Below are 22896 nucleotides of genomic sequence, written 5' to 3'. Positions count from 1 at the left end.
GCCTTCAGTGCGTGTCGCGGTCGTGACCACTGCCCGGCAGATCGCCGTAGCCAGCGAAGCTGGAGGCACCTTCTTCTGCGCCACCGACCAGAGAGCGCATGCCGGAGAACAATTCGCGACCCAAACCGTGGTGATAGGTATCACGGCTGACGTGCTCGGCATCACGGCTGTCCCACTCGCTCTCGCTGACCAACGCTTCAAGCGTGCCGGCATTGGCATCCAGGCGCACGAGGTCACCTTCACGCAGGCGGGCCAACGGGCCGCCATCAAGGGCTTCCGGCGTCATGTGGATGGCTGCCGGTACCTTGCCAGACGCACCCGACATGCGGCCATCGGTGACCAATGCCACCTTGTAGCCACGATCTTGCAGAATGCCCAGATACGGCGTCAGCTTGTGCAATTCCGGCATGCCATTGGCACGCGGCCCTTGATAGCGCACGACGACGACCATGTCCTGTTCCAGCTCGCCGGCTTCGAAGGCTGCTTTCATTTCGTCCTGATCACTGAACAGGCGCACCGGGGCTTCGACAATACGATGCTCTGCCTTGACGGCGGATACCTTGATGACACCGCGACCCAGGTTGCCAGCCAATACGGTCAGGCCACCGGTGGGCGCGAACGGATTGGCGACAGGGCGGAGAACGTCTTCATCCAGGCTGTCCGTCGGGCCGTCTTTCCAGACCAGCTTGCCATTCTCAAGGAAAGGTTCCTGGGCGTAGTCGGCAAGAGTGCCACCAGCCTGAGTCGTGATGTCGTGCAACATGCCAGCGTTCAGGAGTTCGCGAATCAGGAAGCTCATGCCGCCTGCTGCCTGGAAGTGATTGATATCAGCCTGACCGTTCGGATAGATGCGCGTCAGACTCGGAATCACGGCAGACAGCTCGGTGAAATCATCCCAGGTGATGGTGACGCCGGCAGCACCGGCCATCGCGACCAGATGCAGCGTATGGTTGGTAGAGCCGCCGGAGGCCAGCAGGCCGACCATGGCGTTGACGATGGCGCGTGCATCAATCTGGCGATAGAAGGGGCGGTAGTCGCCGCCGACTTCGCTATTGCGAATGGTTTGCTCGGCAGCATGACGCGTCAGTGCTTCGCGAAGTGGAGTGCCCGGATTCACGAAGGAGGCACCCGGCAGATGCAGACCCATCAGCTCTACCATCAGCTGGTTGGAGTTGGCAGTGCCATAGAAGGTACATGTGCCCGCGCTATGGTAAGAGGCAGATTCGGCTTCAAGCAGCGCATCGCGATCTACCTTGCCTTCAGCGAACAGCTGGCGAACACGTGCCTTCTCGTTATTGGGAAGGCCAGAAGGCATCGGGCCAGCAGGTACGAAGAGGCTGGGCAGATGGCCAAAGCGTGCCGCCGCAATGAACAGACCCGGCACGATCTTGTCGCAAACGCCAAGGAATAGCGCACCATCAAACATGTTGTGAGACAGGCCGACAGCGGCAGCCATGGCAATCAGGTCACGGGAGAATAGCGATAGCTCCATGCCCGGCTGACCTTGGGTCACGCCGTCACACATTGCTGGGACACCGCCGGCAAACTGCGCGGTAGAGCCCATGGCCTGTACCGCTTCCTTGATGATGCGCGGATAGTCCTCGAAAGGTTGATGTGCCGACAACATGTCGTTATAGGCTGAAATGATACCCAGATTGGCTGAGTTCATCAGCTTGAGGCGATTCTTGTCGGTCTCGCCGCAGGCTGCAAAGCCGTGCGCCAAATTGCCGCAAGACAGTTCTGAGCGGTGCACGCCGCGTCGCTGCTGCGCTTCCATCAACTGCTCGTAGGCGGCACGGCGCTCGCTGGAGCGTTCAATGATGCGCTGGGTCACGCGCTCGACGGTCGGGTTGACTGACATGCTCTTACCTCATTGATCAGGCGGCGCAGGGCGCCGAGGCTTGCGAATAAACAGGCATTTTCCGTGCTGTAGGCGTACTCACTCTGAGCGACGCTATCCAGTGGTAGAAGCAGTGTAAAGTCTCTTGGTGCTGCTACCTTATCGGGTACAGGCTACATTATCGCTTCATGGGCCCCGAAAAATGCATTTGTTCGGAATATTCGGTAATTTAGCAAAAAAACTGCTTGAAGACTGGACGACTTTCGGCCAAATTATGGCAAAAGCGTGTAGGATACTTTCATAAGATGCATTTGCTTACCTATCATTCCGGTAGTAAGTGCTGTCCTGCACGAGCCATACGCCACAGGAGTTGAGTCATGACATTACGCGTCGCCATCAATGGTTTTGGTCGCATCGGTCGCAACGTACTGCGTGCGCTGTATGAAGGTAAATACAATGATCGTATCCAGGTGGTTGCCATCAATGACTTGGGCGCCCCGGAGCTCAACGCTCATCTGTTGAGCCGCGACACCGTGCATGGTCGTTTCGCTGAAACAGTGTCTTTCGATGAAGAAAATCTGTTTGTTGGCGACGACAAGATCCGCATCCTGGCTGAGCGTGACCCCTCCAAGCTGCCATGGGCGAGTTTGAACATTGATCTGGTCATGGAATGTACTGGCCTGTTCACCAAGCGTGCTGCTGCTGCCCAGCATATCGAGGCGGGTGCCAAGCGTGTGCTGATCTCTGCACCGAGTGGCGACGCTGATGCGACTATCGTTTTCGGCGTCAACGAAGATGTGCTGACGGCTGAGCATCAGGTCGTGTCCAACGCTTCTTGCACCACCAATTGCCTCGCGCCGGTTGCCAAGGCATTGAATGCAGAAGTGGGTATCGAGAATGGTTTGATGACGACCATCCACGCCTATACCAACGATCAGAACCTGTCGGATGTTTACCACTCCGATCCGTACCGCGCGCGTAGCGCTACCCATTCCATGATCCCGACCAAGACGGGCGCTGCAGCTGCCGTTGGCCTGGTGCTGCCAGAGCTGAATGGCAAGCTGGACGGTCTGGCGATCCGCGTGCCGGTCATCAACGTGTCACTGGTTGATTTGACCTTCACTGCGTCTCGCGACACCACTGTCGAAGAGATCAACGCGATCGTTGCCCGTGCTGCCGAAGGTTCCAGCGTGCTGGCCGTCAACTCGCTGCCGTTGGTATCCATCGATTTCAACCACGATGCGCATTCCTCGACCTTTGACAGCAATCACACGCGCGTCAGCAATGATCGCCTAGTCAAGGTCATGGCCTGGTATGACAACGAGTGGGGCTTCTCCAACCGCATGCTCGACACTGCGCTTGCCATGCAAGCTGCTAGCTAAGACTGAACACGCACCATGAATCAGAAGGGCGTCGCCTCTGAGGCGGTGCTCTCAACAGGTGAGGACGAGTGGCCCGAGGATTCTCGCGTCGCGCATAGGCTCCACGGACAAGGCAAAGTCACTCGTCCCCTTTAAATCGGCGGTCGGTCAGGGTTGGCGCCAAGACCGGCTATCGATGCTGCTCGGAATGACATCGCGTCATCCACTCTTTGAACCTCCCCTTGCGGGGAGGTTTTTTTTCGTCTCTACACAGCGCCAAGGCAGATGTCGTTATCGCCACTTACCTGATCACTCATGTCGGCTGTCAGCATCAATGGAGTGGTTTATATGCGACGTGAATTCAGGAGATGGCGACAGGTTTGAATGTCATGTGACATAACGTGCGCTAAAATGTTGTTAACAATCACCATCATGCTGGCTTCGTCGAAATCAATGTGCGTCGAGTAGCGAATCTTGCCTAGTGTGTTACACTTTGGCCTTGACACGCTGACGTACTCAAGAATGAGTGAGTTTTTTGCGATGAGTGTCGATTCATGCAGGTAGGTGGTATTGGCCTGTGAGTTTTACATCTTGCGTGCAATGCAGGGAAGGTATTGCCGCGCTGCCACTTGTTAACCGGCAGATCTTCGACTTCCATAGCAGGCTGTCTCAGATGCACGATGCCATCCGTGAAGCACATGAACTGATCGGTGCCACACTGCGAGACCCGCGTACTCAACGTCAGGGGAAAGTGGTGGGCATGGATCTTGGACGTGAGCAGCCGGCCATCTATGTTTTATGGCAGGAAAGTGCTGCTGCTGAGCGAATTGCGATGGAGCCTGATGACTTCCGAGCGCTGATGGAACACCTACGGACTCGCCTGGGAGTGTCGCAACAACAACGTCATTCTGATGAGGGCGCGAGTACTTCGCGTGAAAAGCAGTCTCGTGAGAAGACTCCGGTGCGAAGTGACTCTCGTCGGAAGGTATCCTCAGGTGATGAGCGACATTCTGCTCAGCAAGGTAGTCATTCCTCTACGGCGACAGACGACATTATTCCGCGCTCTGCGCAGGGATGAATCGCGATGGCTATCCACGCTATTTGAGTCGTGCCACCAGCTTGATGTCCAAGGCTGAAAACAACACAAACGCGAAAGCCCGGAGCATTGCTCCGGGCTTTCGCGTTTGTGTTGTTTCTTCTATGACATGCAGCCAGTAGCGCTCAGCGTTGGTAGGCGTTGCTGGCTGTGAGCGTGCCGGGTAAGGCATTCTGAAGAGAACCGCATGACGAAGAGGGGATTCACGTTGCCGGAGTCATTCACGGATAGCCGTTTGCTGCTGCATCATCACGCTGTTATCGCAGATGTCATGTTTACGCTCAGCGCTGATGGTCGGCGTTTTATTGGCTTGAATGCGGCAGCTGAACGCTTGCTAGGGTATTCGGTGCGTGACTTTCTCAAGCAACCCGGATTGTGGTTGTCGCTGGTGTCGATAGCGGATCGTCAGCGGCTGAGTGATTTTCGCTCATCCGTGGGCAGGATTGAGCGTATCAGCTATCGAATACGTGATCGTAGCGGGCAGGCACTGTTGCTTGAAGAGTTCCTGTGGGCATCGGGCGAGGGGCATCCTGTCTGCGGAAGGATTTCGGATATCACTCAGCGTGAGCAGGAAGCTGAAGAAGAACGCCAGCAATTGAGGGCCTATCGGCTGATGATGGTCCGCAGTCGCGATCCCATGGCGATTCTGTCACTGGATGAGACGACGTTGAGTCTCCAGCATGCCAACCCTGCTTGGCACCTCTATCACGATGCGGCCTATGCGCATGGAGGAAAGTCGCTGGATCACCTGTATTACACTCATGTCATGCGTTGCTTGAATGGTGCAGAGCCGCGGTACTGCGATATCAGTCTGTCTCTGCCCCGCGGAGAATGTCGTTTGTCCGTGCAACTGGTCAGTCTAGGGCGATGTCATGGTGATGGAGCCCAGCAGATTGCCGTCATGACGCGAGACACCAGTGCTGTTCATCTACGCCTTGAACAGGCCATTAGTCAGCAGAATCAACTGATTCAGCATGCCCATGATACCCCCGGAACCCGATATGCCACTCGTGGAGAATGGCCGCCGGAAGAACTGCAGTTTATCTCTGCGGGCAGTGAGGCCCTGACAGGCTTGTCACGCGATCTATTACTGGCCAGTCCGCGTATCTGGCAGACACGAATGGATCCGCAAGAACTTGCTGATTGTCGTGAGCGTTTCGCTGCGGCGATTCGTGACCGGTTGACCTGCTTGAGTCTCTGCTATGCCTTCCGCCATGTTGACGGTCGGCAGCGTTATTTTCAGGATGATATGCATCTGAGTTATGGCTCCGACGGTGAGGTAGCTGAACTGCTGGGCCAGCTGAGCGATGTCAGTCATGGTGAGGCGAGCCGACGCCAGTTAGAGCATCTGACGCAACAGATGCCTGGTGTCATCTTCCAGTGCAAGGTGAGTCGAGATGATGTTTTTACCTATACCTATTTATCACCGGTCGCCGTCCAGTTACTGGGGCTAGAGGTTGAGATGGTACTTGCCGATACCTCTCTCTTTCTGTCGCGTATCTCTGATCTAGATCACCTTGAACTGCTGGCATCGGCACGGTGTAGCGCAGATGAGCAATCTCCCCTGGAGTTGGAGTTGCGGTATGAGCATCCCGATGGACAGGAGCGATGGCTGGCCTGTGTCGCGCTGCCACAACCTGCCGATGTGTTGGATGGCAGTATTACCTGGAATGGCTACTGTGATGATGTGACAGCTCGTCATCGTATCGAGCGCGCCTTGCGGTTGAGCGAGGAGCGTTATCGCTTCATCTTGAATTCAGTGAGTGATCTGGTCAGCATCGAGGGCTCGGATGGTATTTGCCAATACATCAGCCCATCGGTGGAGAAGCTATGTGGATTTCGTGTCGAGGAAATTCGTGGGCGGAAGATAAAGCAGCTAATTCATCCCGATGATATGGCACGTGTGGCTCAGGAGGTACATCGCTCGGCTTGCCTGGGTGAAGTGTTTCGGGTCGATTTTCGCATTCAGCACAAGGACGGTCATACCTTATGGTTTGAGTCGATCTCCACGCCATCGATGGACGCTGAGACTGGACGCTATGAAAGAGTTCTTTCAGTGTCGCGCAATATTCATGAGCGTAAATTGATTGAGCAGCGTCGCGAGCAAGAGGCGATGACCGATGCCATGACAGGAGCCATGACACGCAGCTGCTTCCTCGAGACACTGGACACGTTGCTGGCTTCATCTTCACGAGAGCAAGTGGGATTGATTCTGTTTGATATTGATCACTTCAAGAGGATCAATGACAGCCACGGCCATGCCGCAGGAGACCATGTGTTGACGCATCTGGGAGAGGCCTGTCGTCAGCAGCTACGCCGCGATGATTGCTTCGCGCGGCTAGGGGGAGAGGAATTCGCGGTGTTACTGGCCGATGCCGGGACTGCTACTGGTGTTGGCATGGCAGAGCGCCTGCGTCAGCAGGTTGCCGCGCTGGAGTTCAGGTTCAAGACGTTGAAATTGAGATGCACTATCAGTATCGGAGTGGCATCCCCAGAGCGAGGAGAAAGCCGTGAAGCTTATCTGCATCGTGCTGATATGGCGCTTTACAGTGCCAAACGCAGTGGCCGCAACTGCGTGATACTGGCATCGCAGACGACGAGCGGGGACAATTGAGGAATACCGGCATGCTTGGCTTGAATCCTGTTGCCGGTGTCTAGAATCTCGTACAAGGAGTAGGCGATGCGAACGTTACATACCTGGTGCGCCGGCACTATGCTGTTTGCGCAATCGGTGTTTTCTGCAGGCTACGCGTTGGCCGCCGAGAATGCGCCGGTGATCAATCGTCTGGAAGGGCCGCAGGTAGTGACAGAGACAGTCACGTACCGCGCCAATGGTGAAGAACACGTCGGTCTGATTGCGCGTGATGCCAAGGCAAAAGGGCGTCGTCCGGGCATTCTGTTGGTACACGAATGGTGGGGATTGAACAGTTATTCTCGCAAGCGCGCCGAGCAATTGGCAGGGCTTGGGTATGTCGTCATGGCAGTGGATATGTACGGGAATGGGAAGACAGCTCAGCATCCCGAGGATGCCAAAGCCTTTTCTTCAGCAGTGATGCAGGACTGGCCCAAGGCGGAGTCGAGCTTCAACTCGGCATTGGCAGTGTTGCGCTCGCGTTCGGAAGTGGACGGTGATCGCATGGCTGCGATTGGCTACTGTTTCGGAGGAGCTATCGTTCTCAACATGGCGCTCACCGGGGCCCCGCTCAAGGCTGTCGTCAGTTTCCACGGTAGTCCAGCTGTCGTGGTGAAAGAGCCCAAGCCTTTTGCAGGTCGTGTCGTGATTCAAAACGGCGAAGCGGATTCGATGGTGCCTCAGGAAGGATTGGATAGTCTGCTGGCCACCTTCCAGTCGCTGAATACCCGTACAACGCTGATTCAGTATCCTGGTGCCAAGCATGCATTCACCAATTCTGAATCGGATGCCAAGGCTGCCAAGTTCGACCTCCCGTTAGGCTATAACGCGGCGGCTGATGCAGCGTCGTGGCAGGTGATGCTCAACTTGTTCAATGAAGTCTTCAAGTCGCCGAAGTCGTCGCGGTAGCCTTGAGTCACTATACTCAGTCCGCGTAACAAGGTGTCGTGTAGTGACAAGAAGCCCGCCCGGTATTGAGACCCGGGCGGGCTTCTTTATGCCTGTAGCGACAGTGCCACGTGAGGCTTAATCCAGTTCTTTCAGCGAGAGGACCTGATGGGCAAGCCGGATCATGTCCGGATCGCCGGTATGCTTGCTGGACACATCGGAGAGCTTGATGACGGGCACCCACTCCTGTCCTTCCGGGCGTGCCTCGGTCATCTTGATGACCATGTTCATCGGCTGTGGCCCAATATCATTGGTAAAGTTGGTACCGATTCCAAAGGACATGCCGATGCGTCCGGCGCAGTAGCGCACGATGCGGTCAACCTTGTCGGTATCCAATCCATCAGAGAACACGATGGTCTTGGTTTTAGGGTCGATACCCAGCGATTCATAGTGACGGATGGTGGCTTCAGCGAACTCAATGGGGTCGGCGCTATCATGACGTACACCATCAAATAGCTTGGCAAACTTCTTGTCGAAACTACGGAAGAAAGCGCGGCTGGTAAAGGTATCCGACAGCGCAATTCCCAGGTCTCCCCGGTAGACCTTGACCCAATTTTCCAGCGCCAGAATATTGGCCATCTTGAAGCCGAAACGCGCGGCATGGAACATGAACCACTCGTGGGCATGAGTGCCAATGGGTTTGATTCCATGACGTTGTGCCATGTGGACATTGCTGGTGCCGATGAAGCAGCCCCGACCCTGCTCCTTGAGAGTGGCGACAACCTTGTCGTGCACATCGTAGGAGTGACGGCGACGCGTACCGAATTCAGCGACACGAATGCCGAGTCGCTTGTAGTGTTCTATCTTGGCCAGCGTACTATCGTGCAACACCTGATCACTATCACGGTTATCGCCGCCCAGCTGGTACCAGAGCTCACTGATCAGCGCCATCAGTGGCACTTCCCACAGAATGGAGCGATACCAGTAGCCCTCGATATGCACATCCAGTGCGTCACCGACCTGAGTGATGACAACCTCAGAGGGGTCGAAGCGGAAACCCGCGAGGAAGTCACGATAGGTCGGATCAAGAAACGGGCAGCTGAATTCAAGGAAGGATTTTTCCTCTGCTGTCAGAGCAAGGTGGATCATGTTGTCCACGGCTACGCGAAGCGCATCGCCAAAGCCCGGTGGGAAAGCATGCTCGCCTCGATTGATGAAGGCGTAACGGGTACGGGCGTAGGGGAACAACTTCACCACTGCATTTTGCATGGTGAACTTGTAGAAATCATTATCGAGAATCGAGTGCAACATCGAGGCTCGCTCAAGTGTAAGGCGGCTCGGATGAACCGGAATCGCTGACGGGACAGGCCTGGTGTCAAGGCAAGCACGTCCCGTTGGCACTGGGAGGCAATATCGAAAGAAAAACGGGGTCATCAAGTCGCTGAGGCTTATAGTAAATCGCGAATGCCTGACAGCCGACGGTCAACGACTAACGGTCAACTACTAAACGCCATGATACCGAACATGGTCATCATCATCCCGCCGAATATCAGCAGGCCCGCCAACGACAGAGCGATCAGTAGATAGCCAAGCACTAATCCAGCGAGTGCCCAGCTGTCCCCCGCTTCACCGGACTTGCGGATCTGACTGCGTGCAATATGGCCACAGACAACACCACCCAGTGCCGCAGGTGCTAGCAAGCACCCAAGTACACTCAAGGCGAATCCCACCAGCGCCATGGAATTGGTGCTGGCATGAATATCCTGAGCGGGCGGAGTTGGCGTAGAGGCCTGTCTTGTGGTCGGCCCTGATGCTTGATCAGCAGATGATTCTTCGGGTGGTGTCGATGTGTCTGTCATGGTGGTCTCGTTGTCCTGCATCATGACGACACACTAGCATGTCCTGGTGCGGGCGGCATGTCTGCTCCCGGGGAGAACAAGAGGAGAAAATGGTGATAGGGCAATGGCGAGCAGAGGATGGGCTGGAGGAGAATGCCTCCCAGCGGGATATGCCTGACAACTCGGGAGTGCCCGATAGCCTTGTCGAGAAGACTGATGGCTGGCGGTTGGAGGTTCTCGCTTCTATCAGTGACATCTCGGCGCATGAGTGGAATCGTCTGGCCGGTTGTGACTACCCTTTTTTGCAACATTCTTATCTTGTAGCCCTTGAAGAATGTGGAGCGGCTGTCGCGGCCACAGGTTGGCATCCGGCGCATCTATTGATACGCGATGAGAATGGGCGTCTGCTGGCCGGCCTGCTGCGTTATCTAAAACTGCATTCTCGCGGTGAGTATGTCTTTGATCAACAATGGGCTGAGGCGTTGGAACGGGCAGGCGGGCGTTATTATCCCAAGCAGCTCACGGCCGTTCCCTTTACGCCGAGTGCTGGGCCACGACTGGTAATGAGAGATGACGCAGGAGATACGCCGTCGCGGCGTGCACTGTTGAAGTGGCTATGGCCGCATCTTGAGGCCGGTGTTGCGCCTGCGGCCGACATTGGTGGTGCTTTACGTCGCTACGAGCATAGTGGCTTTCATCTGCTGTTCGTCGAGCAAGATGAGTGCATCGATTGGCAGGCAGCCGTGCCGCACCTTATTCGCCGTCCAGGTATGCAGTATCACTGGCAGTCTCGTGGCGAGCGAGACTTCGATGCCTTCCTCGATGGCTTGCGCTCTCGACGCCGCAAGGAAATTCGACGTGAACGTCGCAAGGTGGCCGAGCAGGGCTTTTCACTGGTCCGCCTCAGTGGCGAACAGATTGGTGACGCGGATATCGAAGCTTTCTATCGCTGCTACTGCATGACCTATCGGGAGCGCGCGCAACGGCCCTACCTTCCTATTGAATTTTTCCACCAACTCAAGCGGAGCATGCCCGAGGCACTATTGTTGATTCAGGCGCGTGATGCAGCACAGATACCTGTCGCTGCCGCACTATGCCTGATTGGCAGTGATTGCCTGTATGGGCGCTGGTGGGGCAGTGAGGTTCAAGCCGACTGTCTGCATTTCGAGGTCTGCTACTACCAGGGGCTTGAGTTCTGTCTAGCGCGCGGGCTGACACGCTTTGATCCCGGTACGCAGGGTGAGCACAAGATTAGTCGTGGCTTTTCAGCCTACGATACCTGGTCATTACACTGGCTCGTTCACCCCGGGTTACAAGATGCGGTGACGGAAGCGGTTGAAGAGGAAACGCGCTGGATAGCCAAGGCGCGGCAGCAGGTAACCGACATGCTGCCTTATCGACAGGACGAGTAGTCAGCCAATAAGTCAGGTGTTGGCCTGAATAAGGTTGATGCAGATCAAGCTTTTATTCCTTTTGGCCATCCGGTATCAAGGCGTCAGCGCGCTGAAATGACTCGATTCAGCTACCGCCAAATCGGTATTGCTCGCCTATTGCATGGCAAGAAAAATTGCGGATGGGGAGCTATACTGAGCTATATTTTAATATTCTAATTTCAGGGGCTCCCATGCTGATCAAGGAATGTGATTCAAGGGAGTATGACGTCCTGGTGCTGGAGGTGCTGGCCCAGGATGCTGCCCTTGCCGGCAGCGAGCGTCATCAAGTCTTGCAGGCGCTTCGCACGATGCGTGCCCGCCAGGTGCGTCGCCGCACATTGGCGACGCAGCTGGATTCACTGCTGGGCGCACGCGATGACTGGATCGTATTGCATGATCTGCGACTTTGGCAGAAAGACAAGGTGATCGAAATTGATCACCTGCTTATCAATTGTCTGATGCAGGCCTGGGTGTTGGATGCATCGTGCTTTGATCTTCAGCTGACTATTACGTCATTTGGAGAGCTGCTGACGCACACCGGTGGTACCGACAAGGCGAGCCAAAGTGAGGAGGCTTCCGGTGATTTCCAGGAGCGACTATTGACACCTTCGCCATTGCTGGCGATTACAGAGCATCGCCGTCTATTTCGAGATTGGTTGGATGTGTCTGGCCTGTTGCCGTTACGCATGGGAATGACGCTCCAGCCACAACTCCTGTATCGGGTCGTGATAGCGGATGAATCACAGGCAAGTCGTCCGCCGGAAGATATCGTGGATAGTCGTGCGCTGGTGTCGATGTCGCGTCTCCGGAGGCAGTGCCTGCAGGTGAGTGGGCGCACGGCTTCCATCACGCGTTTGCGTAGTTTCACGCACCGAATTGATAAGCGGCGTTTACGACGGTTGGGGCGCGCAATTGCAGCACAACATGTCACTTCAACGATTGATTGGCCGGTGCGGCTTGGTTTATCACCCGATACACAGGAATCCTCGCGTGGTGTAAGCGCGGACGGCGCGGCTTCTGCGTATCGTTGGGTACCCGCTGCTCTGAGTGCGTCTTCCGTTGAACACAGTGATTCGGTAACGGCACAGCCTACCGATCAGGGCGCGGGGTCAGGACAAGCGTTTGCCGATTTGCCGATGTCTGCCCTCAAATCCCTATCATCGGCACCGAAGGCAGTAGAGAGTCATCCCTTTGAAAGTCGAGGGCTGCAAGCAGCACACTGGGGTCAGCCTTCGCACGCTGGTGACGATAGAGAGATAGAGACTGATATTGAGGCGATCGAGGGTGATGGCTCTCTTGGCAAGCACATGCAGGGTCCATCACGAAATATCGAGGGTCTGCCGCGCTGTGACGGATGTCGTCGCTGGTTGTCCAAGGACAGTATCGTGTTATGCCAGCAGTCGAACCAGATTGAGGCATTGTGCGGACGGCTGTTGTGTGAGCGTTGCCGCGAGCAGCTATAAAGGTGCTTGTAGACCTTTGCAGAGGCGGCAGGGAAATGAATCCTCGCGTATATGGAAATACCGCCATCATAATGTTGCGGTGCAGCAAGTAGTGGTTTATGCTGCATTGCAGCGAGGATGGAACCTGGTCGAGAGCACTATTGGTAAGTGAAGGTTTGGTAGTGATGGCTCGGTCGCGATAGCGCACAAGCTTGGTTCAATCCTGATAGCCGAAGGAGCGTAGCTCCGGATTCATTTCAGCGTGATGCCAAAACCCTGGAGGGTGCCACATGTTCAATGCCAATTTTGATAAGTCCACCAAGCAGTTCGACGATATGTTCGCTCCGTTGCGTGCTTTCAGTGCCCTGAGCATTGATTACAGCGAAAAGTTGATTAGCGCCCAGATGGAGCTGACCAAGTCTTATGCTGACGCCTCCATTGCTCAAGCTCGTGCATTGCTTGAAGTCAAGGATAGCGAAGGCCTGCAGAACTTCGTCAAGGAACAGCAGGAAACCGTCAAGACACTCGGCGAGCGCCTGCAGAGCGACACACAGAAAGTGGTCGAGCTGAATCAGGACTTCGCCAAGAAGAGTCAGGAACTGGCTGAAACCAATGCCAAGAAAGGTCAGGAGATGGCTGAGAATAATGCCAAGTCTGCCTCCGAGACCATGCAGAAAGCCGCCAAGTAAGCGACATCTGCTCACAGCTCTCGATTGAGGGAGCTGTATAAAAACGCCCATCCGGCCTTCCGGGTGGGCGTTTGTGTGTCTGGAACTTGTCACTGTTGTCATTTGCATGGCTCGTAGCACGGTATAGAGCTCTCGTTCTGTAGAGTACGCCACACTCGAGGCTATCCAATATCATCGACGAGTACGCGCCGGATGCTAGCGGCGAGCGTCGCCTTGCGCCACAATGGCAGGCCATGCCGCTTTGCGCGGTACCATTTGATCAGTGACAGGTGATAGTCATGGCACAGGCCACAGCGCGTCATATTCTCGTTTCCAGTGAAGAACAGTGTGCAGCCCTCAAGACCGAGATCGAAAATGGTCGTGATTTTGCTGATGCTGCTCGTGAGCACTCTTCTTGCCCGTCCGGTCGTAGCGGCGGTGATCTGGGTGCCTTTGGCCCGGGCATGATGGTCAAGGAATTCGATGCAGTCGTATTCAGTGCACCGATCAATGCCGTGCAAGGTCCGGTGAAGACCCAGTTCGGTTACCATCTTCTGGAAGTGACCAGCCGCACCTGATCATTCGGTGAGCGGTAGACGGCGCGCTGGCAAGTAGCGTGTCAGAAGATATGGATAAAACGAAAACGCCCTCAGCCATTTATGGCTGAGGGCGTTTTTCATGTTGGCATTATCGTGTAGCGAAAAGCATCAGACCTCCTGGTAAAGCTGGCTGCCTTCGCGCTTGAATTTCTCGGCCTGCTCCTGCATGCCTGCCTTGACACTATCGGGGTCACCATTCAGTCCGTGCTCATTGGCATAGTCGCGGACTTCCTGAGAGATTTTCATCGAACAGAACTTCGGCCCGCACATGGAGCAGAAGTGGGCGACCTTGGCGGAGTCCTTGGGCAGCGTCTCATCGTGGAAGCTGCGCGCGGTGTCCGGGTCCAGCCCCAAATTGAACTGGTCTTCCCAACGAAACTCGAAGCGCGCCTTGGAAAGGGCATTGTCTCGACGCTGAGCGCCCGGGTGTCCCTTGGCCAGGTCAGCAGCGTGTGCGGCGATCTTGTAGGTGATGATGCCTGTCTTGACATCATCCTTGTTAGGCAGGCCCAGGTGCTCTTTCGGTGTGACGTAGCAGAGCATGGCGCAGCCGAACCAGCCGATCATCGCGGCACCGATGCCCGATGTGATGTGGTCGTAACCCGGTGCAATATCAGTGGTCAGCGGTCCGAGCGTGTAAAAGGGTGCCTCATCACACTCGGTAAGCTGCTTGTCCATATTCTCTTTGATCAAGTGCATCGGAACATGCCCCGGCCCCTCGATCATGACCTGAACGTCATGCTTCCAGGCAATCCTGGTCAACTCCCCCAGCGTTTCCAGTTCGGCGAACTGGGCCGCATCATTGGCGTCTGCCACCGAGCCCGGGCGCAGGCCATCACCCAGCGACAGGCTGATATCGTAGGCCTTGCAGATCTCACAAATAGCTTCGAAATGCGTATAGAGGAAGCTTTCCTCGTGATGGGCGAGGCACCATTTGGCCATGATCGAGCCGCCGCGCGAGACAATCCCGGTAACTCGACTGGCGGTTAGCGGCACATAGCGCAGCAGTACACCGGCGTGAATGGTGAAGTAATCCACACCCTGTTCGGCCTGCTCGATCAATGTGTCGCGGAAGATATCCCAGTCGAGGTTTTCTGCCGCGCCATCGACCTTTTCGAGTGCCTGATAGATAGGCACTGTTCCGATGGGAACTGGCGAGTTACGCAGGATCCACTCGCGCGTTTCGTGGATATTGGTGCCAGTAGAAAGGTCCATGATGGTATCGGAGCCCCAGCGTATGCCCCAAGTCATCTTGTCGACCTCTTCCTCGATGGAGGAGGTCACTGCCGAGTTGCCTAGATTGCCATTGATCTTCACCAGGAAGTTACGTCCGATGATCATCGGCTCACTTTCTGGATGATTGATATTGGCGGGAATGATGGCACGGCCACGTGCGACTTCTTCGCGCACGAATTCCGCTGTAATTTCTGTCGGTAGACTGGCGCCGAAGCTATGGCCGGGGTGTTGATGGCCGAGAATCGCTTCTACGGCCTCGCTACCCTTGTATTCTTCACGCATGGCAATGCGGCGCTGATTCTCGCGGATGGCGATGTATTCCATCTCGGGAGTAATGATGCCCTGACGAGCATAGTGAAGCTGAGTAACGTTCTTGCCTGCCAGTGCGCGGCGAGGGCGGTGATCAAGCTCGAAGCGAAGTGAAGACAGACGTAAATCAGTCTGGCGAATACGTCCATATTCACTGCTTAATTGAGTGAGCTGTTCGGTATCATTGCGTTCTTCGATCCAGTGCTCGCGAAGCGGTGCCAGACCGCGCCGAATATCGATTTCCACGGCTGGATCGGTATAAGGCCCTGATGTGTCATAGACAACAATCGCCGGATTTTCTTCCAGCCCATTGGCTGTCTGAGTCGGGGAGCAGACTATCTCGCGCATGGGAACACGAATGTCTGGGCGAGAGCCTTCGATGTAGATCTTGCGAGAACCACTCATGGGCGCAATGGCTGCGTCATCGACACGCGCTTCACTGGCCAGGTGACGGCTACCATCTTTTCGATCGGTGCGGGCGCGAGCCTTGGGTACGCTCTTGTCTTCAGTGCTCCGATCGCGAGCGTTTTCATCTTGTGTAGATGTGGCAGTACTCATGCAGGTCTCCTCATAGGGGCGGCGTCATGGGACGTCATCATGGGAAGACCGTGCGTAGGGAAGGGATGGCGTCTGTATTGACCCAGTATCAATCATGAGATCCAGAGCAGGACAGCGCCGCACGAAGCGGCATACCATCAGCTTGATTCCTACGCCGGTCCTAACCGGTTCAGGTTCCACGGGACCCCTTGCTGGCAACTCTCGTCTGTCAGGACAGCGAGGCGATGCATGCAGGATCTCAGCCGGTTCCACCAGCACCCCGTCAAGCGTCTTCAGATATTCAATGGCAGAAATGCGTTGGCACCGTAGAGGCATTTCCCATTCAGGATCTGACATCCTGTTTTATATTTAAATTATCTAAATGATAATATTATTATCCGTGAGGCTAATGATAAGCATTTAGTTACGATCCAGTCCCATTTGCCAAAAATCGATTTCCAGGCGCGTGGCATCACGGAATACATCAACCAATTCACCGAGTCGTCGCTCTGACACTTCAGATAGGCGAGCATTCAGCCACTCACGTTCGGCTTCCACGGCTTGCTTGAAGTCGTCGCTGGAGTACATGGCGATCCAGTCGGCATAAGGGTTGTCTTCGATCAGAGTGCTGTCCTGGTCCAGTAACCATTCGGCAATTTCACCGTAACCGATCAGACAGGGCGCCAGAGCAACATGCAAATCGAGCAGGTCGCCGCGCTGGCCACAGTCCAGAACGTAGCGTGTATAAGCGAGCGTGGCACGGGATTCAGGCAATTCACTCAGGTCATCCTCGCTAATACCCCATTCGGCGCAGTAGCCGATATGCAGCGTAAGCTCGGTATTGAGGATGGTGTCGAGACTGGCAGTGGCTTGGCGTAACTCGGAGAGGCTGCGGCTCTTGTAAGCTGCTAGTGCCCAGGCACGCGCAAAGTGAATCAGGAACAGGTAGTCCTGCTGAAGGTAGTGGCGAAAGGTATCTTCTGGCAGGCAGCCTTTACCTAGCTGGCTCACGAAATCATGCTGCAGATAGTCCTGCCACTCATCGGTGCAGGCGTCTGTCAGGTCTTTAAAGCTAGGCATCGACGTCTCCCTCTGTGAGCATTCCGCTAACCCTGGGCGGGTAGTTGCGGTGCATTGGCTCAAGCGGGCTGATACCGGAAGGAGACAAGAAGGCGACATATGCCGAATGAGGCATTGGCCGATGGACGGCATTCCTTCTCGCTTGATTCCTACGCCGGTACTAGCCGGATCAGGTTCGGCGGGCTCGTCACTTACGCAAGACCGATCTTGTTATCGGTATTTGCACATGACATCTCAGCCGGTGTTACCGGCACCCCGTCAAGCTATGGCTCGAGTGTAACAGTCTGAGGTCTCACGGGAAGAGGGGCGTGCAAGGATCTATATACGACTTTGGGAGGCCGCTGACAGGTTCAACTGATTAGAAAGGGAGAAGAGTGCTCCTTCATGAGAGCAGGAAAATCGAGTGCAAGTTGCTCAAGATCTTCAGGTTCATCGACATCCCAGCTAACGGGCAGGCAGTACGTCGCTCGCCCAGCGTGAGTAAGCTGAGTGAGTGTCTCGAGGCATACATTGGCATGGCTCCAGCGAGCCAGGGAGAAGGCGTCGGGACAGGGCTGGTTCAAGCCTATCAGTCCATAACCGCCATCTTTCGAGGGCTGCAGCACGGCATCGTGCAATGCCAGTTCATCCGCAGCTTCTCGCAGTCGCTGGCTGTCTAGCGCAGGTAGGTCGGAGCCCATCAGCATCACTGGCCCGTTGGGCAGATGGCGTGCCATCGCCTGTTGCATGCGCTCACCTAGCGTCCCCTCCGGTTGAGCTTCGAGTGTGATGCGAATCGTATTCGGCTCATGCACCAGGCCATGTGACAACTCACGATCCAATTCTGCCATCAGCGGTGCAAGAGAAGCATCCAGGCGCGCAGCCTGCGGGGAAGGCGTCAGCATCAGAATGACATCTCCCAGATTGGCTGCTTGCGCCTCTCTCAGCGTTCTCAACAGCATGCGCGAATAGAGTTGGGCGGCACCTTGTGCGCCTAGCGCCGGAATCAAGCGCGTCTTGCACTGACCCGGCACAGGGAGGCGCCCGAAGATAATCAGCGTCGGCTTCGCTAGAGGCATGCGAGGGGTGTCGTAGCCGGTGGCCTCCGATGCTACTGATGTACATTCACCTGCAATGAGTGACGACTGGGTGAAAAACATGGAATCAAGCATGGGGCAGCTGTTGTTGATCGCTGGCTAACGCAGCAGCGCGATAACCATATATACGCGCTAGCGTCACGGGAGAAACACCACACCAGGCTGCCAGGCGCAGGCCCCACATCTTGATGATGGTGCGTAAGATGCCTTGCGTCTCCCAGCGTCGTCCGCTGGTATGCACCTGTACTTCAATGTTTAGCGGAGAGGTGAGTCGCTTGAGTTGTGTACTCAGCCAGATATCTTCCATCAGCGGCATATCGGCAAAGCCACCTATTGCTTCGAAGGTTGAGCGCCGTACGAACTGGCCCTGATCGCCGGTACTGATACTGGTGAGACGAGACCGCAGATTCATCATGCGCGCAATCATTGGTAACCAGACAGATTCCCCCTCTATCGCAACATCAAAGCGTCCCCAGTCGCAGCGACGATGAGTGTCAACGGCGCTTGCCAGTAATGCGAGTGCATTGTCTGGTAGGCGAGTGTCTGCGTGCAGGAATAACAGCCATTGGCCGCGTGCTCTCGCTGCGCCGGCATTCATTTGCACGGCACGACCGGGCTCACTGCTGAGGCAGGCATCGCAGAGGGCAGTCGCCATCGAGCGGGTGTTATCCGTCGAACCGCCATCCACCACGATAACCTCACAATCTCCCCCTGCACGAAGGCGGCTCAGGGCGACTAGTGCAGATACGATGCCTTTGGCCTCGTTATGGACTGGCATGATGATGCTCAGCCACGGTGCACGTGTCGGAAAGCGCCCTTCATTGGTGGAAGAGGTCGTTGCGGGGGACAGGCGTGAGGGTGTCTGCTGGGTCATGGCGCAGGCTCCGGCGATGGCGTTGTATCTGAAGCATACGCAGGTGCCAGCAGCCTGGATGCACTGCCGTAGAACGCTTGATCAACGCTTCATCGGATAATAGACGTTGTCGTGGGCCGCATCATGCTTTTCGTCGAGAGATATTGTAATAAGTCCGCAGATATCAAGAAATTGAAACGCAATAGCGCTCTTTTGAGAGTAATAAAACGTTTCCCCGGGCCCTGGGGGAGTTGAATACGTTGAGCCTGTCTACTGTTTATACGACTATTGAGTCATGGCGGCACTATTGGAAAGTCATGCGGTAGAGGCCTGATGCACCTGCATCGGAGGTGATATAGAGGCTACCGTCCGGGCCAAATGCCACATCCAGCGGACGAATCCAACGTTCGCCACTGGTATTGTCCTGAAGCCCTGTCAATAGTGGTACCAGGGTGGCAGGCTGCTGCTCTTGCCTCTGTTTTCCAGTCCCACCACTATCACGCGTCAACTTTATGCCCAACAGGCGTGGCGCTCGTCGACTGGCAGGGTCCCCCCAGGCCTTGCCAGCAGGCGCCGTTCCCCAGCTGCCATGAATGGCAATGATGACGTCCATGCTCGAGGCAAGTGGATGCCCCTTAGGGACTACTGCTATCCCCATGGGCGCACTGCGAGCTGGTATCTCGGCCAAAGGCAAGGCTATCTCCTGCTGCGGACGTGGTGAGGTGCTATTGATGCAGTCATCGCGCTGCGGCTCACCGTCTTTCCATTGATACCAGGGCATGCCGTGGAAGCTATCCTCGGTGGCAGCGACCAGCAGCTCATGTGGGTGCTCATATCCCCAGTGATCAGGGCCATTGTTCGTGGCCAATAGGCGAGATTCACCGTCCTGCTGTGTTTGCCAGGCAAGTCCTACCGGGTTGCGCAGGCCACTCGCCCAGGGCTGCCACTGAGGCTGATTCTTCTGATCTGCCAGCCGTTCATCAAGACGCATCACACCCCCTCGTTGCTCACTGAAAGGATAGCGGGGGAGTGTCCCGGCCAGATATTGATCCGAGCAGTTGCCCTGTATCCCCAATGCGAGATAGAGCGCACCGTTCGGCCCGATACTAAGCGTGCGCGAGTTGTGGCCGCCACCTCCGGGGATATCGATCACGTGGCGAAAGTCTTGCGGAGAGAGTCTGCGTCGAGGTGCATAGTCGGCTGCGAGCAATGCGTCAGTCGTGGCGACATATAATGTAGAGTCACGCACGATCACTGAATGCGGATAGCCGGGTAGTGTTACCAGTGTTTCCAACGACGAAAGACGACCATTGTCAGCAAGTTGGCCGCGATATACTTGACCAGCGTTGGAACCGATCAGCAGCTCACCTTGATCGGTGACATGCAGCATGCGCGGGCCATCAAGCGCCGCGATGAAGCGGAGTGTGGCTCCTGTGGGGAGCTTTAGCGGCGGTGCGTCCTTGGGAACATCATCGCTGGTGCCTAGTGTGAAAGAGACAGCGGGAGAGGCTGTGTCAGCTATGGCCGTCGTTGTGCCCAGCAGGATGCTCATCAATAGACCACTTGCGAGCAAGCCACTCGCCAGTGAGTTGGCGAGTGGCCACGTGTGGTTGAGCTTATGGATACCTGCTGGCATTTCCGTCTCCTCGAGCGTCACGGCATCGTACATTCGAGAGTAGTCTGGAAGCTCGTCAGCTATTGTGCCAGCGGGGTATCAGTCTTCGGAGGTATTACGACGTCGTTGCTTGAGTTGTCGACGCCAGCCCTTGAGCGACAGCCATGAGACTTCGCGGGGATAGAAGCGCTTCTCGCGCCAGTCCGGCTGTTTGGCCATCTCTTCCGGGCTCTTGCGCCAGCGCTTGTATTCCCATTGATACTGCGCAGGTGCCAAGGCGATCGCGTCTTCTACCGAGGCGTTCACACCGCGCGCTGATATCGTCTCATTCTCGTCGTATACGCCCTCATCTGCCGCGAGGAAGTGAATGGCAAAGCCATGACCACTCTCAAGGCGCTGAGCAACGCCCGTGATGACGCGTGCATCGGTGCGCGCAACCAGCTTGGGCAGCAAGGTAGCGGTATAGGCTGGGCGACGATAGAACTCTGCGAACACGCCACTGCCTCGTCCGGGCTCTTGATCCGGGAGAATGCCAATCGCTTCCGCGCGCTTGAGCGCCTTTAGCAAGGCCGCCACACCGCGTGAGTTGGTCGGTACCAGGCTCGCACCCATCCGTTCGCGACCATGGCGGATGATGGGATCAAGGCGTGTGAACTTGGGCGGCTCGTACATGGCAGTAAACGGGAAGTGGCTGGAGAGCCAGAAGTTGAGAACTTCCCAGTTGCCGAAATGAGGCGCCAGTACAATCACGCCACGGCCTTCAGCGCGTGCTTCATCGAGTAGATTACGGCCATGCACTTCGAGGATGCTTTCACGTACGGCATCTTCGTCTCCGAGCCACACTCTGCCCAGTTCCAGCATGGTAGCCGTGGAGTGAGTGAGGCTATCGGTCGCAAGCCTTGCGCGCGTCTCTTTATTCAGTTCAGGGAATGCCTGACCAAGGTTCTTGCGCGTGACTCTGCGTTCGCGAGGGTTGAGCAGCTGCACCACACGTGCCAACGGACGCGCCATCCACCATAGCTGGGATGTCGTCAGGCCGGAGAGCCGCTTCCAGAGCCACGCCACGGCATTGGCCTTGACAGGTAAAAGGCGTTGTTCCATCGCCTTTTCAAAACGCTTGAGAGTTTTTTCCATCGTCACACATGAAGTTCCGGTGGTTTGGCGTGATTTATCGCACTTGTCAGTCTTAAAGGCATCCATCTGGGATGCCTGGTTCAGAGGCTGTGTCGCGATGCCGAATGGCGCCCATTGTGCCAGAGGGCAATGCGAGCTGCAGGCATCACTGAAACAGAATTGCTTGTACGCTGCGGCTCGGATCGTGCGTGCCATTCCAGCAGGCAGTATTATTTGGATAAAGCGTGTGCGGTAGACAGTGATGAATGGCCATCAGCTTACGCGTATTCGCTTATGTGTCCCTTTTCAGATTGTTTCTTCTGTAATTTTTTTCTTCTGTAATTGTTGCGTTTGGCTTGCCTGCCGGCGTTTATCTTTCGTGCTTCCTTGTCTGACAGCCAGGCTGTCGATACCTCTGGCAATCGCCGCGGAGTCTTGATGTCATCCCCTAATGCTACTGTTTCCCTCGATGGCCGGCTGCTTGTGACGTCTGACCGTTGCTGTCCACTGTGTGGTGCCTTGAATAGCGAGCATGAGCTACATCTGGTTCAGCGTCGTAGACCGTGCCCCTCAACGGGACAGCGTCCCCCTGCCGATGAGCGAGATTACCTGCGTTGCCCAGAGTGTCGTTTGCTATATCTTGCGCCTTCGCAACGGCTGGATGCTCAGGCGGAGCAGGCCGTTTACGATCAGCATGAAAATGGGCCGGATGACCCACGCTATCGTCGCTTCTTGTCCAAACTCTTCTTGCCGATGCGTGAACGGCTCGCTGAAGGTGCCAGTGGACTGGATTTCGGCTGTGGTCCCGGGCCCGCGCTGGCACGAATGTTTGAAGAGGCTGGTCATCCAATAGCACTCTACGATCTCTATTATCATCCGGACCCTGCGCCACTCGCTCGCCAGCACGACTTTATCGTGGCTACCGAAGTCATTGAGCATCTCTATGATCCGCGAACGGTATTTCGCCAATGGCTAGCCTGTCTCAAGCCCGGTGGGCTGCTGGGGGTGATGACGCAACCCGCCTTTGATGATCATGAAGCGTTGATGCGCTGGCACTATCTGCGTGACCCCACTCATGTCTGCCTATTTAGCCCGACGACCTTCCAATGGCTAGCTGACGAGCATGGTCTGGAGTATCAGCAGGTCGCACCGGATTGCACTATTTTCCGCCTTCCTGACTCCCGGTACTGATGGGTATACGAGCGTGTCGAGTGAGCGCGTAGTCGACACGTGATGCTGTCGGAGCATGGTTTGGAAAGAGTGGCGTAAAAAGGCTTGGT

At 55.9% G+C, this 22896-nt stretch carries 18 protein-coding genes and 2 riboswitches; of the genes, 9 read left to right on the top strand and 9 right to left on the bottom strand.

Going from position 1 to position 22896, the window contains the following annotated elements; genetic code table 11:
- Nucleotides 1-4: 4 nt before the first annotated feature.
- Nucleotides 5-1861, bottom strand: a complete 1857-nt coding sequence (gene edd / locus GQR90_RS13365; RefSeq protein ID WP_158774538.1) for a phosphogluconate dehydratase — start codon at nt 1859-1861, stop codon at nt 5-7.
- 356 nt (nt 1862-2217) lie between these two features.
- Between edd and gap the strand changes: the two genes are divergently transcribed.
- The 4 genes from gap (at nt 2218) to GQR90_RS13345 (ending at nt 7838) form a co-directional block, all read left to right on the top strand.
- On the top strand, nt 2218-3222 hold the full coding sequence (gene gap / locus GQR90_RS13360; protein ID WP_158774537.1) for a type I glyceraldehyde-3-phosphate dehydrogenase: 1005 nt from the start codon (nt 2218-2220) through the stop codon (nt 3220-3222).
- 652 nt (nt 3223-3874) lie between these two features.
- Nucleotides 3875-4279: a hypothetical protein gene (locus tag GQR90_RS13355; protein WP_158774536.1), complete on the top strand. Its 405-nt coding sequence runs from the start codon at nt 3875-3877 to the stop codon at nt 4277-4279.
- A 205-nt stretch (nt 4280-4484) separates the two neighbouring features.
- Nucleotides 4485-6911 (top strand): diguanylate cyclase, encoded by a 2427-nt coding sequence (locus GQR90_RS13350; RefSeq protein ID WP_158774535.1) that lies wholly within the window; start codon nt 4485-4487, stop codon nt 6909-6911.
- Nucleotides 6912-6977: 66 nt separating this feature from the next.
- Nucleotides 6978-7838, top strand: a complete 861-nt coding sequence (locus GQR90_RS13345; RefSeq protein ID WP_158774534.1) for a dienelactone hydrolase family protein — start codon at nt 6978-6980, stop codon at nt 7836-7838.
- A gap of 117 nt (nt 7839-7955) precedes the next feature.
- On the opposite strand, the gene pncB is transcribed toward GQR90_RS13345, so the two are convergent.
- Together pncB and GQR90_RS13335 are read right to left on the bottom strand one after the other, a co-directional pair.
- Nucleotides 7956-9128, bottom strand: a complete 1173-nt coding sequence (pncB, locus tag GQR90_RS13340) for a nicotinate phosphoribosyltransferase (RefSeq protein ID WP_158774533.1) — start codon at nt 9126-9128, stop codon at nt 7956-7958.
- Between the two features lie 185 nt (nt 9129-9313).
- Entirely contained in the window at nt 9314-9676 is a 363-nt protein-coding gene (locus GQR90_RS13335) for a DUF4190 domain-containing protein (protein WP_233266309.1), read from the bottom strand.
- 89 nt (nt 9677-9765) lie between these two features.
- Between GQR90_RS13335 and GQR90_RS13330 the strand changes: the two genes are divergently transcribed.
- From GQR90_RS13330 to GQR90_RS13315, 4 genes are all read left to right on the top strand, one after another.
- Nucleotides 9766-11067 (top strand): GNAT family N-acetyltransferase, encoded by a 1302-nt coding sequence (locus GQR90_RS13330; RefSeq protein WP_233266306.1) that lies wholly within the window; start codon nt 9766-9768, stop codon nt 11065-11067.
- 212 nt (nt 11068-11279) lie between these two features.
- Nucleotides 11280-12551: a nuclease-related domain-containing protein gene (locus GQR90_RS13325; RefSeq protein WP_158774532.1), complete on the top strand. Its 1272-nt coding sequence runs from the start codon at nt 11280-11282 to the stop codon at nt 12549-12551.
- A gap of 269 nt (nt 12552-12820) precedes the next feature.
- Entirely contained in the window at nt 12821-13219 is a 399-nt protein-coding gene (locus GQR90_RS13320; RefSeq protein ID WP_158774531.1) for a phasin family protein, read from the top strand.
- Between the two features lie 278 nt (nt 13220-13497).
- Nucleotides 13498-13776: a peptidylprolyl isomerase gene (locus GQR90_RS13315; protein ID WP_158774530.1), complete on the top strand. Its 279-nt coding sequence runs from the start codon at nt 13498-13500 to the stop codon at nt 13774-13776.
- Between the two features lie 129 nt (nt 13777-13905).
- Here GQR90_RS13315 and thiC read toward each other — a convergent pair whose 3' ends face one another.
- From thiC to GQR90_RS13285, 6 genes are all read right to left on the bottom strand, one after another.
- A complete protein-coding gene (gene thiC, locus GQR90_RS13310; RefSeq protein ID WP_199269557.1) occupies nt 13906-15747 on the bottom strand; it encodes a phosphomethylpyrimidine synthase ThiC in 1842 nt (613 codons plus the stop codon).
- 282 nt (nt 15748-16029) lie between these two features.
- A riboswitch (TPP riboswitch) is annotated at nt 16030-16172 on the bottom strand.
- Nucleotides 16173-16299: 127 nt separating this feature from the next.
- Nucleotides 16300-16959, bottom strand: a complete 660-nt coding sequence (gene tenA / locus GQR90_RS13305) for a thiaminase II (RefSeq protein ID WP_158774528.1) — start codon at nt 16957-16959, stop codon at nt 16300-16302.
- A gap of 129 nt (nt 16960-17088) precedes the next feature.
- A riboswitch (TPP riboswitch) is annotated at nt 17089-17227 on the bottom strand.
- 82 nt (nt 17228-17309) lie between these two features.
- Complete coding sequence (locus GQR90_RS13300; RefSeq protein WP_158774527.1) at nt 17310-18017, bottom strand: TIGR04282 family arsenosugar biosynthesis glycosyltransferase; 708 nt, start codon at nt 18015-18017, stop codon at nt 17310-17312.
- An 85-nt stretch (nt 18018-18102) separates the two neighbouring features.
- Nucleotides 18103-18909: a TIGR04283 family arsenosugar biosynthesis glycosyltransferase gene (locus tag GQR90_RS13295; protein WP_158774526.1), complete on the bottom strand. Its 807-nt coding sequence runs from the start codon at nt 18907-18909 to the stop codon at nt 18103-18105.
- Between the two features lie 283 nt (nt 18910-19192).
- Complete coding sequence (locus GQR90_RS13290) at nt 19193-20524, bottom strand: PQQ-dependent sugar dehydrogenase (protein ID WP_158774525.1); 1332 nt, start codon at nt 20522-20524, stop codon at nt 19193-19195.
- A gap of 78 nt (nt 20525-20602) precedes the next feature.
- Nucleotides 20603-21637: a lysophospholipid acyltransferase family protein gene (locus GQR90_RS13285; protein ID WP_233266541.1), complete on the bottom strand. Its 1035-nt coding sequence runs from the start codon at nt 21635-21637 to the stop codon at nt 20603-20605.
- Between the two features lie 417 nt (nt 21638-22054).
- Here GQR90_RS13285 and GQR90_RS13280 point away from each other — a divergent pair, with 417 nt between their 5' ends.
- Nucleotides 22055-22807 (top strand): class I SAM-dependent methyltransferase, encoded by a 753-nt coding sequence (locus GQR90_RS13280; RefSeq protein WP_158774524.1) that lies wholly within the window; start codon nt 22055-22057, stop codon nt 22805-22807.
- Nucleotides 22808-22896 lie beyond the last annotated feature (89 nt).

Origin of the sequence: Cobetia sp. L2A1 (assembly GCF_009796845.1) — a bacterium.
In the GTDB taxonomy this organism is placed as follows: Bacteria; Pseudomonadota; Gammaproteobacteria; order Pseudomonadales; family Halomonadaceae; genus Cobetia.
This window is presented reverse-complemented; position numbering and strand designations above follow the sequence as displayed.

What these genes read in the sequence shown, in the direction of transcription:
- edd (WP_158774538.1), bottom strand. Translation starts at nt 1,861, where the DNA reads ATGTCAGTCAACCCGACCGTCGAGCGCGTGACCCAGCGCATCATTGAA.
- gap (WP_158774537.1), top strand. Translation starts at nt 2,218, where the DNA reads ATGACATTACGCGTCGCCATCAATGGTTTTGGTCGCATCGGTCGCAAC.
- GQR90_RS13355 (WP_158774536.1), top strand. Translation starts at nt 3,875, where the DNA reads ATGCACGATGCCATCCGTGAAGCACATGAACTGATCGGTGCCACACTG.
- GQR90_RS13350 (WP_158774535.1), top strand. Translation starts at nt 4,485, where the DNA reads ATGACGAAGAGGGGATTCACGTTGCCGGAGTCATTCACGGATAGCCGT.
- GQR90_RS13345 (WP_158774534.1), top strand. Translation starts at nt 6,978, where the DNA reads ATGCGAACGTTACATACCTGGTGCGCCGGCACTATGCTGTTTGCGCAA.
- pncB (WP_158774533.1), bottom strand. Translation starts at nt 9,128, where the DNA reads ATGTTGCACTCGATTCTCGATAATGATTTCTACAAGTTCACCATGCAA.
- GQR90_RS13335 (WP_233266309.1), bottom strand. Translation starts at nt 9,676, where the DNA reads ATGACAGACACATCGACACCACCCGAAGAATCATCTGCTGATCAAGCA.
- GQR90_RS13330 (WP_233266306.1), top strand. Translation starts at nt 9,766, where the DNA reads ATGGTGATAGGGCAATGGCGAGCAGAGGATGGGCTGGAGGAGAATGCC.
- GQR90_RS13325 (WP_158774532.1), top strand. Translation starts at nt 11,280, where the DNA reads ATGCTGATCAAGGAATGTGATTCAAGGGAGTATGACGTCCTGGTGCTG.
- GQR90_RS13320 (WP_158774531.1), top strand. Translation starts at nt 12,821, where the DNA reads ATGTTCAATGCCAATTTTGATAAGTCCACCAAGCAGTTCGACGATATG.
- GQR90_RS13315 (WP_158774530.1), top strand. Translation starts at nt 13,498, where the DNA reads ATGGCACAGGCCACAGCGCGTCATATTCTCGTTTCCAGTGAAGAACAG.
- thiC (WP_199269557.1), bottom strand. Translation starts at nt 15,747, where the DNA reads ATGAGTGGTTCTCGCAAGATCTACATCGAAGGCTCTCGCCCAGACATT.
- tenA (WP_158774528.1), bottom strand. Translation starts at nt 16,959, where the DNA reads ATGCCTAGCTTTAAAGACCTGACAGACGCCTGCACCGATGAGTGGCAG.
- GQR90_RS13300 (WP_158774527.1), bottom strand. Translation starts at nt 18,017, where the DNA reads ATGCCTCTAGCGAAGCCGACGCTGATTATCTTCGGGCGCCTCCCTGTG.
- GQR90_RS13295 (WP_158774526.1), bottom strand. Translation starts at nt 18,909, where the DNA reads ATGACCCAGCAGACACCCTCACGCCTGTCCCCCGCAACGACCTCTTCC.
- GQR90_RS13290 (WP_158774525.1), bottom strand. Translation starts at nt 20,524, where the DNA reads ATGCCAGCAGGTATCCATAAGCTCAACCACACGTGGCCACTCGCCAAC.
- GQR90_RS13285 (WP_233266541.1), bottom strand. Translation starts at nt 21,637, where the DNA reads ATGGAAAAAACTCTCAAGCGTTTTGAAAAGGCGATGGAACAACGCCTT.
- GQR90_RS13280 (WP_158774524.1), top strand. Translation starts at nt 22,055, where the DNA reads ATGTCATCCCCTAATGCTACTGTTTCCCTCGATGGCCGGCTGCTTGTG.